The organism is Microbacterium sp. MYb64, from assembly GCF_002979495.1.
In the GTDB taxonomy this organism is placed as follows: domain Bacteria; phylum Actinomycetota; class Actinomycetes; order Actinomycetales; family Microbacteriaceae; genus Microbacterium; species Microbacterium azadirachtae_A.
Genome location: NZ_PCOW01000009.1, coordinates 1 through 14,444 on the forward strand (window position 1 = coordinate 1; position 14,444 = coordinate 14,444).

The following is a 14,444-nucleotide window of genomic DNA, read 5'->3' on the forward strand; positions in this document are numbered from 1 at the left end:
GGCGCCCATCTCCACCGACGCGCACAACCCCGCCAGTAGGTCATCCACCTGCTGCAGAACCTCCGCCGGACTCGATCTCATACCCCCATCCAACACGGGACCACCGACATTCGAACCCCCAGATCAGCCCATATTTCCGAACTGTGCACAACTCCCCCGAAACGCAACCTGTGGAGGACGAAACAACCACCACCGCACGCGGCAGCCACCGCACATCGGCCACCGACCCTAGGATGAACGCGTGACCGATCCGCAGCAGTCCAGCCCCGTTCCGCCGCCCGCCGCGCCGGGATATCCGGCGCCGCCGGTCGCTCCGCCCGCCTACCAGCAGCAGCCGGTCGCGCCCGCGTACCCGCAGCAGCCGGTGGCACCCGTCTATCAGGCGCCGCCCGGAGCCTTCTCCGGACCCGCCGGCGGCTACGCAGACCCGTACGCTCCGGCGGCCCGTCCGGCAGGCGGCCCCGGCCTCGGCCGCGTGGCCCTGCTGCTCGCGCTCCTCGCCACCGTGGTGCTCACCATCGTGGGCGCCGTGCTCGCCTGGCAGGTCGGGCACGGCATCGGCTCCTCGACAGACCTCACGGCCCTCGAGAACAGGGTGTCCTCTGACGACCTCTCCTTCCTCACCCCCGTGCGCGATCTCATCCTGTGGGTCGAGATCACGACCTGGACGGCGACCGCGCTGGGGATCTGGGCGCTCGTGCAGGGCATCGTCGCGATCGCCAAGCGGCGCGGTCGCGGGCCCGGCATCGCCGCGGTCATCATCGCCGCGCTCGGACCGTTCGTGTACGGCCTCGTGGGCTACATCGTCTTCATCGTCGCGCTGGGCGTCGCGGCGACGCAGCGCTGACGCGCGAAGACATCCGCGTCCGTGCCGTCGCGGACGGAGTGCGGCGCCGGAGGCGCAGGGAGATCAGCGCGGCGCGTGATGCTTCTGCTGCGCCGCGAGCAGCCCGTCCTCGACCAGCAGCTCCACGGCATCCGCCGCATCGGAGATGAGGATCGGGAGGTTCGGACGCTCTGCCGCGCCGAACGGCGCGAGCACCCAGTCGGCCGGATCCTGTCGCCCCGGAGGCCGGCCGATCCCCACCCGCACGCGCGGGAAGTCGGGCGTGGTCAGCACACGAGCGACATCGCGGATGCCGTTGTGCCCGCCGTGCCCCCCGCCGACCTTGAGCTTGATCGTGTCGAAGGGGATGTCGAGCTCATCGTGCACGAGCACGATCCGATCCGGATCCACCGAGTAGAACCGGGCGAGCGCGCCGACCGGGGCGCCCGAGACGTTCATGAAGCTGTTCGGCTTGGCGAGCACGAGCTTGTCGCCGCCCGGGCGCACCCACGTCTCCACGACCCTGGCCCCGCCCTTGTGCTCGCGGAAGGTCTCGCCGCGACGAGCCGCGAGCTCGTCGAGGACCATCTGCCCGACGTTGTGCCGGGTCGTCGCGTACTTCGGCCCGGGGTTGCCGAGCCCGACGACCAGCCATGTCTGCGCCATGGATCCATCCTCCCTGAATTCGCGGGGTGCCAGGACACATCCTGGGACGACGAAGGGGGCGCGATCCGATCGCGCCCCCTTCGCCAGAAGTTCGAACCGCGGATTACTCCGCAGCGGCCTCCTCGGACTGCGCCTCGGCGACGGCCTCATCGGCAGCGGCGATCTCGCCCTCGGCCGCAAGCGCGGCGGCGGGAACGGCGACGGCGACGATGAGGGTCTCCGGGTCGGCGATCAGGGTGACGCCCTTGGGCAGCACGACGTCGGCGGCGGTGATGCGCGCGCCCTCCTCGAGTCCCTCGACCGAGACCTCGACGTGCTCGGGGATGTGGGTGGCCTCGGCCTCGACCGAGAGGTGCGTGGCGTCGAGGTTCGCGATGGTGCCCGCGAAGGACTCGCCGGTCAGCACGACGGGGAGCTCGATCGAGACCTTCTCACCCTTCTTCACGACGAGCAGGTCGATGTGCTCGATGATCTGGTGCACCGGGTCCTTCTGCACGTCCTTGACCAGGGTCAGCTCGGCGCGACCAGCGATGTCGAGCTCGAGCAGCGCGTTGGCACGACGGATCAGCAGGCCGACCTGGTGGCCGGGAAGGGCGACGTGCACCGGGTCGGTGCCGTGGCCGTAGATGACGGCGGGGATCTGGCCGGCGGCGCGCAGACGGCGGGCGAAGCCCTTGCCGAAGCTGGTGCGGAGCTCCGCGACGACCTTGTTGTCTTCAGACATGCTGTTCTCCTTGTTCACGCGCGGCGCAGGGGCTGCGCGGTGGTCTGGGTGCGTCGTCTCGACATGACGGAAGGAGAGCCAGAGCTCGCCGCGTCGATCACGGATGTGCGCGCACGCGCGTCATCCCTCGCCGAGGACCCCACCATGCTACCCGAGTTCGGCGCGCGCCACTGACGATAGGCTGTACGACATGACCGATGGTGTATTCCTCTCCGAAGCGCTGGCGTGGCTGATCGGCCTGATGGCGGTCGGTGCGACGGTGCTCTGCTTCGGCGCGCTGTTCTCGCTCGGCCGCTCCGGCTACCGCAAGGACTGACGAACCGCACACGAAGAACCGCGCCGCCCCGAGGGACGACGCGGTTCTTCTCGTGTGTGCGGCCTTCGACAGGCGCAGGGATCGCTCACCCCACGCCGAGGTAGGCCTCCTTCACGGCCGGATCGGCGAGCAGCTCCTTGCCGGTTCCGGTGCGCGTGATCGCTCCGGTCTCGAGCACGAACGCGCGATGCGCCCTTGCCAGGGCCTGGTTCGCGTTCTGCTCCACCAGCAGCACGGTCGTACCCTGCGCGTTGATCTCCGTGATGATCTTGAAGATCTGCCGGATGAACTGCGGAGCGAGCCCCATCGACGGCTCGTCCAGCAGCAGCACGCGCGGCTGCGACATCAGAGCACGGCCGATCGCGAGCATCTGCTGCTCCCCGCCGGACATCGTGCCGCCGAGCTGCTTCTTGCGTTCGTCGAGCCGCGGGAACAGAGAGAACACGCGCTCGAAGGACTCCGAGACGCCCGACTTGTTCTTCAGGCCGAACGTGCCCATGTCGAGGTTCTCCAGCACCGTCATGCCGGGGAAGATCCCCCGGCCCTCCGGCGACTGCGAGATGCCCTTGACCACCCGCAGGTGCGCCTTCATCTTCGTGATGTCCTGGCCGTCGAACGTGATGGATCCGCTCGACGGCTGGAGCAGCCCGGAGATCGTGCGCATCGTCGTCGTCTTGCCCGCGCCGTTCGCACCGATCAGCGTGACGATCTCGCCCTCGTCGACCGAGAAGGAGATGTCGTGGATCGCCTTGATCCTGCCGTAGTGGACCGCGACGTCCTTGAGCTCAAGCAGCGTCATCTTCGGGCACTCCCAGGTAGGCGGCGATCACGCGCGGATCGTTGCGGATGGTGGCGGGCAGGTCGTCGGCGATCTTGCGGCCGAACTCCAGCACCACGATGCGGTCGGTGACGCCCATCACGAGCTTCATGTCGTGCTCGATGAGCAGCACCGTGTAGCCCTCGTCCCTGATGGACCGGATGAGCGCCATCAGATCCTCCTTCTCGGCCGGGTTGAAGCCGGCGGCCGGCTCATCCAGGCAGAGCAGCTTCGGATCCGTCGCCAGCGCGCGGGCGATCTCGAGGCGCCGCTGGGATCCGTAGGACAGATCCCTCGAGCGCTTCTGCGCGTGCTGGGCGATGCCGACGAAGTCCAGCAGCGCCATCGCCCTGTCCACGGAGCTCCTCTCTTCGCGGATGTGCCGCGGGGAGCGGATCAGCGCGCCGGGCACCGAGGTGCGGTGCCGGGCGTCGAGGCCCACCACCACGTTCTCGAGCGCCGTCATCTCGCCGAAGAGCCGAATGTTCTGGAACGTGCGCGCCAGGCCCATCCGCGTGATCTGGTGCTGCTTGCGACCCTTCACCGACGTCCCCTCCAGCAGCACGTCGCCGCTGGTCGGCCGGTACACGCCGGTCATCGCGTTGAAGCACGTCGTCTTGCCGGCGCCGTTCGGACCGATGAGACCGAGGATCTCGCCGCGCCTGATGTCGAAGGTGACGTCGTCGAGCGCGGTGAGGCCGCCGAACTTGATCGTGAGGTTCTTCACCTCGACGAGCTTCTCGCCGACCGCGACCTCGATCTCGCGCTCGGACTCCGCGCCTTCGACGAGCGGCGGCGCCTCGCCCGGCACGATGTCCGGCTCCGCGCCGTCGTCGAGCGTCGACTCCGCGGCCGACACGGCGTCGGTCACGGACTCCTCCGGAGTCGCATCTGCCCTGTTCTCGTTCTCGTCGGTCATGACGCTCCTCCCTCCGTGCGCGGCGTGGGTGCTCCCGGCGGTTCGGCGCCTCTCGGCGTCTTCGGTGGCGCGACCCATTCGATCGCCTTGCGCGAATACGCCATGAGCCGCATCTTCGCCGGGATGAGGCCCTGCGAGCGGTAGATCATCAGGATCACCAGGGCGACGCCGAAGATCAGGTACTTGTAGTCGGCGACGGCGGTGAACCGCAGCGGGATGTACGCCACGATCGCGCCACCCAGGATCGCGCCGACCTTGTTGCCCGTGCCGCCGAGGACGACGGCCGCGAGGAACAGGATCGAGGTCTGCACGTCGAACTTCTGGTTGTTCACGAAGCCGACCTGACCGGCGAACAGTGCGCCGGAGAGCCCCCCGACGCTGGCACCGATCGCGAACGCCCACACCTTGTACTTGAACGTCGGGACGCCCATCGTCTCCGCGGCGTCCTCGTCCTCGCGGATCGCGATCCAGGCGCGCCCGACGCGCGAGCGCTCCAGGTTGCCCGCGAGCAGCAGGATGATGATGAGGATCGTCACGGTCAGCCAGTACCACGGGGTGCCGTTCGAGTTCGCGAAGATCGGGATCCCGTTCGGCCCGTCCCCCGGCGGGCGGCCGACGTTCTGGAAGCCGACCTGGCCCTTCATCGCCGGGATGATGGTCGCCAGGATGCGCACGATCTCACCGAAGCCGAGGGTCACGATCGCCAGGTAGTCGCCGCGCAGCCGCAGCGTGGGCACGCCCAGCACGACGCCGAAGATCATCGCGATCACCATCGCCAGTGGAAGCGTCCACAGGTAGGGGATCTTCAGGTACGGCGAGTCGGGGCTGGTGAACATCGCCGCCGTGTAGGAGCCCACCGCGAAGAAGGCCACGTACCCGAGGTCGAGCAGGCCGGCGTAGCCGACCACAACGTTCAGGCCCACGGCGACGAGCGCGTACACGGCCATCGCGAACAGCGCGAGGGGCCAGTCGTTGCCCGGCGCCGTGCTGAGCGGGAAGAAGTTCAGATACGGCATCGCATAGGCGATCGCGACGACGATCAGCATCCACCCCCACTGCGCGGGGCGGGACAGCTCGTTCCAGCGCTCGCGAAGTCCGCGGAACGGTCCGCGGCGCAGGGTGGCGATGGACTCGGTCTCGATCGTCTCTCGGGCCGCTTCTGCCGTGGGCAGCGGGCGGGGCCCGTCGGATGAGGTGCTCATGCCCTGCTCCTTCCGAGAGTGGTGCCCAGGATGCCGGTCGGTCGGACCAGCAGCACGAGGACGAGGATCACGAAGGCCACGACGTCGGCCCACTGCGCGTCTCCGAGCAGGATCTGCCCGTAGTTGCCGACGATGCCCAGCAGGATGCCGCCGAGCAGCGCGCCGCGGACGTTGCCGATGCCGCCGAGCACGGCCGCCGCGAACGCCTTGACGCCGAGGATGAACCCGCCGTTGTAGATGACGCCCGAAGGCACCAGCATCACGTAGAACAGTGCGGCGGCTCCGGCCAGCAGACCGCCGATGATGAACGTGATCACGATGGTGCGCTCCTTCGAGACGCCCATCAGGGTCGCGGTGTCTGGATCCTGCGCCACGGCGCGGATCCCGCGTCCGGTGCGGCTGCGCCGGATGAACATGTCCGTGCCGACCATCAGCAGGATCGCCGAGACGACGATGATGATCTGCTGGTTGGTGATGATCGTGCCGAACACGTCGAACACCGGCGTCGCGATGAACATCGTCACCGCCGGCTGCGCGTTCGCCCCGCCGATGAACGGCAGGAAGATCAGGTACTGGATCGCGAACGAGACGCCGATCGCGGTGATCAGGAACGCCAGTCTCGGGGCGTTCCGTTTGCGCAGCGGTCTATAGGCGACCCGTTCGACGATGAACGCGGTGCCCGCGGAGAACACCATGCCGACCACGAGCGCGAGCAGCAGATCCATGATGATAGCCAGCGGTCCGATCGTCGGCGCGCTGGGGCCGAAGCCGAGCATCGTCAGGGTGATCACGACGCCGTAGGCGCCGACGATGAAGACTTCCGAGTGGGCGAAGTTGATCAGGCTCAGGACGCCGTAGACGAGGGTGTAGCCGACGGCGATCAGGCCGTAGACGGCGCCGAAGGTGAGGCCGTCGAAGGTGGCGCTCCAGAAGTTCTGGAGCAGAGAGTTGATATCGAAATTGATCCAGGACGAGTCCATGTGCACCACGGACTGGGCGACGAGATCGAGCATTCAGTTTTCACTTCCACAGAGGGCGCGACGTTGCGCCGGGAAAGAGCAGGGGCAGGGGATCCCGCGACACGGAGGAAGCCTCCGTGCCGCGGGATCCTTTCGGTCACTGACCGATCGGACCGATGTAGGCGATCTTGCCGCTGTCGACCTTGTAGCCGTACACGGCGGGCGCCTGCAGCTCTCCCGTGGAGTCCCACTTGTAGTGCTTGCTCAGACCGTCCTTGTCGTAGTTCTTGACCCAGTCCTTGAGGTCGGCGCGGCTGACCTTGCCCGCGTCGATGCCGCTCAGCAGCACGGTGGCCGCGTCGTAGCCCTCGATGGAGTACGTGCCGGGCTCCGCGTTGGAGGCCGCCTTGTACTGGCTCTCGAAGTCCTTCAGCAGCTCGCCCGGGATGCACGGGCAGGTGAAGAAGGCGTTCTTCGACGCGTCGCCGGCCAGCTTGATGAACTGGTCGTCCTTCACGCCGTCGGGGCCGACGAAGGCGCCGGTGTAGCCCTTGGCGACCAGTTGCTGGTCGAACGGGGCGGCCTCGGCGTAGTAGCCGGCGTAGTACACCGCGTCGGGCTTCGCGGTCATGATCTTGGCGATCACGGCCGAGAAGTCCTTCTGACCGGTGGTGACCTTGTCGCTGCCGGTCTTGGCGGAGCCGAGAGCCTCGCTGGTCGCGGTGGCCAGGCCGATGCCGTAGTCGGAGTCGTCCTGCACCAGGTAGACCTTCTTGGCCTTCAGCGTGTCGGTGACGAACTTCGCGGCGGCCGGGCCTTGCTGCGAGTCGTTGCCGAGGCCGCGGAAGAACGTGGTCCAGCCGTTCTTGGTCAGACCGGGGTTCGTGGCGGACGGGGTGATGTGCACCAGCCCCTGCTGCTCGAAGATGTTGCCCGTGGCCTTCGACTCGCCGGAGAACGGCAGGCCGATGACGCCGACGATGTCCGCCTCGCTGACCGCCTGGGTGACCGGGCCGGTCGCCTTGTTCGGGTCGCCCTCGGTGTCGAACTCCTTGAGTCCGACCTGGCAGCCCGGGTTCGCCTTGTTGTGCTGGTCGATCGCGAGCTTCACGCCGTTGACGATGTTGATGCCGAGCTGGGCGTTCGGGCCGGTCTCGGCGCCGATGTAGCCGAGGGTGAGGTTCGAGCACGTGGCCTTGCCGTCACCGGCGGGAAGGACCGCGTCCTTCGGCGTGTCGACCGACGACACCGTGGGGACATCGATCTTGCTGCTGCTGCCGGTCGTCGATGACGTGCCCCCGGCCTGATTCGCGCAACCCGCGAGCAGCAGCAGTGCGGCTGCGGCTGCGACCCCCGCGACGACTTTCTTTCGGATCATTTTGTGATTGCCTTCCGACTCGGGTCATCGACCGCCCCTTGCGAACGTCGATGTCTTCAAGGTGTGGCGAGCGTACCTCCATGTACGCGTCCCGCGCACGACATTAGTCCGACGGCGTCCAGTTTTCGCCTGCTAACGCGGAACGGTTGCTCGGATCGTTACATGCCCCCACGTGCGTCCGTCGCGGGCGCGGACCCGCGACGGTCCCGCGCCGCTTCATCCCGGAACGCGGGACGCCGTCGCCGACGCGCCCGCAGAGGCGACGCGGATCCGATCGGAAGCACCGGCACCGGCGCGCGCGGCAGCCGGACGCACAGCCCTGATCCCTGCCCCAACAGCGATACCCTGAATCCATCCCCCACCGGACACACGAGGAGATCACCGTGCCCACTGCCGCTGCCAACATCGGAGTCGTCGGACTCGCCGTCATGGGTTCGAATCTCGCCCGCAACCTCGCCAGCCGCGAGGGCAACACCGTGGCGATCTTCAACCGCAGCTACGAGAAGACGCAGGGCGTGCTGGATGCGCACCCCGAGGCAGGATTCATCCCCGCCGCGACCTACCAGGAGTTCGCCGACGCGCTGCAGAAGCCGCGCACCGCGATCATCATGGTCAAGGCCGGCGCGGGCACCGACGCCGTGATCGACGAGCTCGTCAAGGTGTTCGAGCCGGGCGACATCATCGTCGACGGCGGCAACGCGTACTTCCCCGACACCATCCGTCGCGAGAAGGCCGTGCGCGCCACCGGGATCAACTTCGTCGGCGCCGGCATCTCCGGCGGCGAGGAGGGCGCGCTCACCGGGCCTTCGATCATGCCGGGCGGATCCGACGAGTCCTGGGTGACCCTGGGCCCGATCCTGCGCTCGATCGCCGCGATCGCCGAGGGCGAGCCGTGCGTGACGCACGTGGGCCACGACGGCGCCGGACACTTCGTGAAGATGGTGCACAACGGCATCGAGTACGCGGACATGCAGCTCATCGCCGAGGCCTACGACCTGATCCGCCGCGGTACGGGCAAGAGCCCGGCCGAGATCGCCGAGATCTTCGCCGAGTGGAACAAGGGCGAGCTGGAGTCGTACCTCATCGAGATCACCGCCGAGGTGCTCCGTCAGGTCGATGCCTCCACCGGCGCGCCGCTCGTGGACGTCATCCTCGACCAGGCCGGTGCCAAGGGCACCGGCGCGTGGACCGTGCAGACCGCGCTCTCCCTCGGTGTCCCCGTCTCCGGCATCGCCGAGGCCACGTTCGCCCGCTCGCTGAGCTCGCACCCCGAGCAGCGCGTCGTCGCCGGCGCGCTCCCCGGCCCGGCTGAGGAGTTCACCGTCCCCGCCGACCAGGTCGACACGTTCATCGAGGACGTGCGCCTGGCGCTGTACGCGTCGAAGATCGTCGCGTACTCGCAGGGCTTCGACGAGATCCGCGCCGGGGCCGCCGAGTACGGCTGGAACATCGACCTCGGCGCGATCTCGAAGATCTGGCGCGGCGGCTGCATCATCCGCGCGCAGTTCCTGAACCGTATCGCCGACGCGTACGCCGAGACCCCTGACCTGCCGGTCCTGATGGCCGCGTCGTACTTCGCCGAGGCGATCGGCCGCGCCCAGGCCGCCTGGCGCCGCGTCGTCGTGGCCGCCGCGCAGGCCGGGATCCCCGCCCCCGCGTTCTCCTCGTCGCTGTCCTACTACGACGGGATCCGCGCCGACCGCCTCCCCGCCGCTCTCGTGCAGGGCCAGCGCGACTTCTTCGGCGCACACACCTACAAGCGCATCGACAAGCCCGGCACCTTCCACACCCAGTGGTCGGGCGATCGCACCGAGATCGAGGCCGTCGACACGCACTGACGCAGCCCCACCGACGAGTCGTCCCCGTCAGCGCACCCCATGGAGTGCGCTGACGGGGACGACTCGCAAGTGGGGGGCTGGCGGCGGAGGTGGCGCGGCCTCAGGGGCGCGCGACGGCGCGACGGAAGGCCGCGGCGCGCGCGGCGAGGGCGGCGAGGTCTCCTGAGGGCGTCGCCGCATCGCCGAGGAGCGGGCCTCCGACACCGACCGCGAACGCTCCGGCCTCGAGGTACTCCCCCACCGACCCGACGGACACTCCGCCGACCGGGATGATCCGCGCGTGCGGCAGGGGCTCCCGGACGGCACGGATGAATCCTGGGCCGAGACCGGATGCCGGGAAGAGCTTCACGGCCGCGGCGCCGAGGTCCAGACCGCGCTGGATCTCCGTGGGCGAGTAGACGCCGGGGAGCACGCCGATGCCCTCCCTGACCGCGTACCCGACGGACTGGCTGAGCGTCGGCGTCACCATGAACTGCGCACCGGCCGAGACGGCCCTGTCGACATCCGCCGGGGTGAGGGCCGTGCCGGCGCCGATCATCGCGCCGGCCGGAGCATCCTTGACGACCTGCGCGATCGCCTCCTCCGCCCCGTCCAGGGTGAGCGCGATCTCCAGCGTCAGGACGCCGGCGTCCAGCAGCGTCCGCGCCGCCGCGACCGTGGCATCGACGTCGCTGCCGCGGAGGATCGCGATGAGCCTGCTCTCGCCGAGCCGTTCCTGCAGGCGGCCGTTGTCCACGACGCTCACGAGTCGCTCCGACCGGCCGACTCGTCGCGGTGACCGCCGAGAGGGATCGCGCCGCCCCACGGCAGCGCGGGAGCGCCGCCGACGTCGACCCGCACGCCCAGGATCGCACCATCCGCCGCGGAGGGGCGGGGCAGCCCGATGCTCGCGGTCGTGATCACCAGCAGGTCGTCGACGAGCGCGACCGCGGTCGGCCTCGTCGCGGGGAGCGCGATCGTCTCATCGAGCGTCCCGTCGGGCGAGTAGCGGCGCACCTCCCCTGCATCCCACACCGCGACCCAGAGCATCCCCTCGCTGTCGATCGTCATGCCGTCGGGGTTCCCTCCGCCGACGGCGCACACCGTGCGGCGACGCGACAGCCGGCCGTCCGGCGCCACATCGAACGCCTCGATGCTGCGGTGCGGAAGCGTGTCGATGTAGTACATCGTGGATCCCGTGCCGTCGAAGACGAGGCCGTTGGACACCGTAACCCCGCCGAGGCGTTCGACCGCGACCCCGTGCTCGTCGATGCTCCAGAGGGAGCTGTGCGGATCCCGCGGCATCGACTGGCTGCCCACCCAGAAGCGCCCGGAGGGATCGCAGGCCCCGTCGTTCATGTAGTCGTCCGGTTCGGCGAGATCCGCGACGACGGACGTGATGCCGCCCTCATCCGCCACGTGGACCACCCCGCGCTCCGTCGCGACGATCCATCCTGCCCCCGCCTCGACGAGAGGCGCCGGCGCGCCGATCTTCGCCCCGACGAGCACGGATCCGCCCTGCTGCAGTCGTCCGCCCTCGATGCGCCCCCGGTGGAAGCGCCCCGTCGCCATGTCGATCCAGGCCAGACCGCCGTCCCTGCTGTCCCAGCGCGGCGACTCGGCCTGTACGTATCGTTCGTCGGAGATGATCTCGACGGTTCGTGAGCGGGGTGAACGCGACATCCTTGCCCTCTTTCACTGGTAGGCGATAACCGTTATGTGGCAGACTATCTCACAATATGCATACCTCTTGCGCGAAAAGCGATCCGATGATGAAGCGGGGAACCTGCCGATGACTTCCACCCTCCACGGCTTGATGCCGATCCTGGCGACGCCGTTCGATGAGACGGGCGCGCTCGATCGCGCCGGCCTTCGGCGACTGGTCGACTTCGAACTCGCCTCCGGCGTCGACGGCGTGGCCGTGTTCGGGATGGCGAGCGAGGGCTTCGCGCTGACGACGGAGGAAAGACGCGCGATCCTCGACGATGTCGTCTCCGTCGTAGACGGACGCATTCCCGTCATCGCCGGCGTCAACGGCACATCGACCGCGACGTCGATCGAGCAGGCCCTCCTCGCGGAGGAGGGCGGCGCCGACGCGCTCATGGTGCTTCCGCCGTTCATGGTGAAGCCGGCCGCGGCCACGCTCGTCGACTTCTACGGAGAGGTCGCGGGATCCACCTCCCTGTCCGTCATGGTGCAGGACGCCCCCGGCGTCACCGGCGTCGCCATGACGCCGGGACTCATCGCCGAGCTCGCCCGTCTCGACGGCGTCGACTCCGTCAAGGTCGAGGCGCCGCCCACCGCCCCCAAGGTCGGGGCCGTCGTCGATGCGCTCGGCGGTACGGACTTCGCCGTGCTCGGCGGCCAGAACGCCCAGTTCTGCCTGGAGGAGTACGCGCGCGGCGCCGTCGGCACGATGCCGGCCTGCGAGTTCCCCGACCTGCTCGGCCCTGTGCTGGCCGACTTCGTCGCGGGGCGCGTCGAAGAGGCGCGCGCGGGCTTCCGTCGTATGCTCCCTCTCGTGCTGATCGGACTGCAGGGCGGCATCGCGTGGGCGGTGCACAAGGAGGTGCTGGTGGCGCGCGGGATCATCGAGCACGCCACCGTGCGCTACCCGGCGGCCCGCCTCGACGCCGGCAGCCGTGCCGCGGTGCACCTCGTCCTCGAGGAGCTCGCCCTTCCTCCCCTGCCGACCGCGGTGCGCGTGTGAGCAGTCGTGTGCTGCTGATCGGCGGCGGTTCCGACATCGGCATCGCGATCGCGCGCGCGTTCGCGGAGCGCGGCGACGCCGTCGTCGGCGTGGGACTGGAGCCGACCGTCGATCCGGCCTTCGCGAGCTTCCTCGTCGCCGACTGCAGCCGCCCGGAAGGCGCGGGAACGGCTGTCTCCGACGCGGCGGCCGCTCTCGGCGGCATCGACGTCGTCGTTCTCGCGGCGGCGCGGATGCCGATCGGCCGCGTAGAGGCGACGAGCGACGAGGACTGGCGCGGGGCGCTCGGAGCGACCCTCGACTCGGCGTTCTTCGTCGCCCGCGCGGCGCTGCCGCTGCTCGCACCAGGCTCGTCGATCGTGGCGGTCACCTCGGTCAACGCCACGCTCGCGGCTCCTTCCCTGCCCGCGTACGCCGCGGCCAAGGCCGGCGTCGAGGCGCTCATGCGGCAGCTCGCGCTGGACTACGGCCCCCGCGGGATCCGCGTCAACTCGGTGCAGCCGGGGAGCATCTCCGCCGACGACACCGGCGAGACCGAAGGCTACCCGCTGGGCAGGATCGGGCGCCCGGAGGAGGTCGCGTCGGTCGTCGCCTTCCTCGCGTCGGAGGGCGCGTCGTTCATCACCGGGGCGACGATCCCTGTCGACGGGGGGCTCTCCATGTCCTCCCCGGCCTCGTGGCTGAAGCCGGTGCTGCGCGACCGCTGGCTCTGAGGACCGTTCCGAACGAACACGAATGCCGCGCCGGAGATCCTCCGGCGCGGCATTCGTGTTCGAGGCTCAGGAGTTGGAGTCGAGCAGCCCCTGCACTTCCTTCTTCAGGGCGTTGAGACCGGCTTGGACGTCCACCTGACCGGCGAGGATCGTCGCGACACCGCCGCCGATCGCGGCGTCGATCTGCGCCGTCACCGCGACGCGATCCCAGGCCGCGGCCCGCGCGTGCTCCGACACCTGGGTGCGGAACGTCCCCTGGAACTTGTCCGCCGCGAGCGCGGGGATCTTGTCCGCGACGCTCTTCGCCGCGGGAGCCACGGCCGACCGCTCGTACAGCGCCGTCGCGGCCGCGACATCGGTCGCCGCGTAGGTGATGAACTCTCGGCTCGTGACCTCGCCCTCACCGGCCGTCGCGAACAGGCCGCTGCCCCAGGCGCGGTTGTAGGACTTCTTGCCGTCCACCGTGGGGCGCGAGATCGCGCTGACGTTGTCGACGATGTTCTGGGCCGCGCCGTTCTTCTTCAGGAAGGTCGGCACGAGCGGCGCATCGTCGTAGAGCGCCGCCCGCCCGCTCGCGAACAGGATCCGGGCGTCGCTGCGGGCGACGTTGGTCTGCGTGAGTCCCGCATCCATGAGGGACTTGTACCAGGTGATGGCCTTGACGCTCGCCGCGTCGCCGATCGTGCACTTCAGGTCATCCGTGACGACCTCGCTCCCGAAGCCCCACATCCAGTGCACGGCGTCCTTGAGGTCGGGGTTCTTGGTCACCGCCGCGTACGGGATCAGCGAGGAGTCCTGGGCCTTGATCTTCTCGAGCGCCGTCGCGAACTGCTCGACGGTCATGCCGGACTTGATGCCGACGCTCTTGGCGATCTCGCCGTTCGTGGCGATGCCGATCCCCGAAGCGGTCAGCGGCAGCACGAGCAGCTTGCCGTCCTTGGTGTACGAGTCGAGGACGCCCTGGGGGATCCCGAGACCCTTGGCCAGCTCGGTCAGATCGGCGAGCAGGTCCATGGGCGTGAGCACCTGCCATCCGCCTGACTGACCGACGCCGAGGAGCTTGCCGGAGCGGCCCGTGAGCGCGAGCTGGGTGGCGGCCTGGTCGTACGGGTAGATCACCGGCGCGACGGTCACGCCGGCGTCCTTGGAGAACCCGTCGATGATCCCCTGCCAGGCAGGCTTGAGCGCTTCCTCGCCGAGCGAGTTGCCGTAGAAGTTGATGGTCTTGGCCTTGGTCGCGGCATTTGCCGTGGCGCCCGGGGGCGTCGCGGCCGGGGTCGCGCAGCCGGCAAGGGCGAGGACGCCGAAAGCGGCCAGGGCGGTGCCGCCGCCGAGGAAGGCACGACGACTCAACTGCGAGTTCGGGATGTTCATGGGCACAGCTCCTTCAGGGACAG

General features: G+C 69.2%; 15 protein-coding genes. 5 read left to right on the top strand and 10 right to left on the bottom strand.

Annotated elements, in window-relative coordinates:
• Positions 1 to 241 precede the first annotated feature (241 nt).
• Positions 242 to 847 carry a hypothetical protein gene (locus CQ044_RS09885; RefSeq protein ID WP_105688315.1) on the top strand — a complete coding sequence of 202 codons (606 nt, stop codon included), beginning with the start codon at positions 242 to 244 and terminating at the stop codon, positions 845 to 847.
• 63 nt (positions 848 to 910) lie between these two features.
• On the opposite strand, the gene pth is transcribed toward CQ044_RS09885, so the two are convergent.
• Complete coding sequence (gene pth, locus CQ044_RS09890; RefSeq protein WP_105688316.1) at positions 911 to 1,492, bottom strand: aminoacyl-tRNA hydrolase; 582 nt, start codon at positions 1,490 to 1,492, stop codon at positions 911 to 913.
• 103 nt (positions 1,493 to 1,595) lie between these two features.
• The gene (locus tag CQ044_RS09895) at positions 1,596 to 2,216 is read right to left on the bottom strand and encodes a 50S ribosomal protein L25/general stress protein Ctc (protein WP_105688317.1); all 621 of its coding nucleotides are present in this window, start codon (positions 2,214 to 2,216) and stop codon (positions 1,596 to 1,598) included.
• Between the two features lie 190 nt (positions 2,217 to 2,406).
• On the opposite strand from CQ044_RS09895, the gene CQ044_RS19835 reads away from it, so the two are divergent.
• Positions 2,407 to 2,532: a hypothetical protein gene (locus CQ044_RS19835; RefSeq protein WP_258133241.1), complete on the top strand. Its 126-nt coding sequence runs from the start codon at positions 2,407 to 2,409 to the stop codon at positions 2,530 to 2,532.
• A gap of 85 nt (positions 2,533 to 2,617) precedes the next feature.
• Here the strand turns inward: CQ044_RS19835 and CQ044_RS09900 are convergent, their stop codons facing one another.
• From CQ044_RS09900 to CQ044_RS09920, 5 genes are all read right to left on the bottom strand, one after another.
• Positions 2,618 to 3,325, bottom strand: a complete 708-nt coding sequence (locus CQ044_RS09900; protein WP_374954854.1) for an ABC transporter ATP-binding protein — start codon at positions 3,323 to 3,325, stop codon at positions 2,618 to 2,620.
• Positions 3,318 to 4,268 (bottom strand): ABC transporter ATP-binding protein, encoded by a 951-nt coding sequence (locus CQ044_RS09905; protein ID WP_105688319.1) that lies wholly within the window; start codon positions 4,266 to 4,268, stop codon positions 3,318 to 3,320. The genes CQ044_RS09900 and CQ044_RS09905 overlap by 8 nt, the downstream gene beginning before the upstream one ends.
• Complete coding sequence (locus tag CQ044_RS09910; protein WP_082076481.1) at positions 4,265 to 5,470, bottom strand: branched-chain amino acid ABC transporter permease; 1,206 nt, start codon at positions 5,468 to 5,470, stop codon at positions 4,265 to 4,267. The genes CQ044_RS09905 and CQ044_RS09910 overlap by 4 nt, the downstream gene beginning before the upstream one ends.
• Positions 5,467 to 6,483: a branched-chain amino acid ABC transporter permease gene (locus tag CQ044_RS09915; RefSeq protein WP_105688320.1), complete on the bottom strand. Its 1,017-nt coding sequence runs from the start codon at positions 6,481 to 6,483 to the stop codon at positions 5,467 to 5,469. Before CQ044_RS09915 ends, CQ044_RS09910 begins: the two co-directional genes overlap by 4 nt.
• 103 nt (positions 6,484 to 6,586) lie before the next feature.
• Positions 6,587 to 7,807, bottom strand: a complete 1,221-nt coding sequence (locus CQ044_RS09920; protein WP_105688321.1) for a branched-chain amino acid ABC transporter substrate-binding protein — start codon at positions 7,805 to 7,807, stop codon at positions 6,587 to 6,589.
• Between the two features lie 383 nt (positions 7,808 to 8,190).
• On the opposite strand from CQ044_RS09920, the gene gndA reads away from it, so the two are divergent.
• Complete coding sequence (gene gndA / locus CQ044_RS09925; RefSeq protein WP_105688322.1) at positions 8,191 to 9,645, top strand: NADP-dependent phosphogluconate dehydrogenase; 1,455 nt, start codon at positions 8,191 to 8,193, stop codon at positions 9,643 to 9,645.
• A 100-nt stretch (positions 9,646 to 9,745) separates the two neighbouring features.
• Here the strand turns inward: gndA and CQ044_RS09930 are convergent, their stop codons facing one another.
• Positions 9,746 to 10,390, bottom strand: coding sequence for a bifunctional 4-hydroxy-2-oxoglutarate aldolase/2-dehydro-3-deoxy-phosphogluconate aldolase (locus tag CQ044_RS09930; RefSeq protein ID WP_219844953.1), 645 nt, complete (start codon positions 10,388 to 10,390; stop codon positions 9,746 to 9,748).
• Positions 10,387 to 11,307, bottom strand: a complete 921-nt coding sequence (locus tag CQ044_RS09935) for an SMP-30/gluconolactonase/LRE family protein (protein ID WP_105688323.1) — start codon at positions 11,305 to 11,307, stop codon at positions 10,387 to 10,389. The genes CQ044_RS09930 and CQ044_RS09935 overlap by 4 nt, the downstream gene beginning before the upstream one ends.
• Positions 11,308 to 11,416: 109 nt before the next feature.
• Here CQ044_RS09935 and CQ044_RS09940 point away from each other — a divergent pair, with 109 nt between their 5' ends.
• Both CQ044_RS09940 and CQ044_RS09945 read left to right on the top strand, forming a co-directional pair.
• Complete coding sequence (locus CQ044_RS09940) at positions 11,417 to 12,334, top strand: dihydrodipicolinate synthase family protein (RefSeq protein ID WP_105688324.1); 918 nt, start codon at positions 11,417 to 11,419, stop codon at positions 12,332 to 12,334.
• Positions 12,331 to 13,047: an SDR family NAD(P)-dependent oxidoreductase gene (locus CQ044_RS09945; RefSeq protein WP_105688325.1), complete on the top strand. Its 717-nt coding sequence runs from the start codon at positions 12,331 to 12,333 to the stop codon at positions 13,045 to 13,047. Before CQ044_RS09940 ends, CQ044_RS09945 begins: the two co-directional genes overlap by 4 nt.
• A 66-nt stretch (positions 13,048 to 13,113) precedes the next feature.
• Here the strand turns inward: CQ044_RS09945 and CQ044_RS09950 are convergent, their stop codons facing one another.
• Positions 13,114 to 14,421: an ABC transporter substrate-binding protein gene (locus CQ044_RS09950; protein WP_105688326.1), complete on the bottom strand. Its 1,308-nt coding sequence runs from the start codon at positions 14,419 to 14,421 to the stop codon at positions 13,114 to 13,116.
• Positions 14,422 to 14,444: the final 23 nt, after the last annotated feature.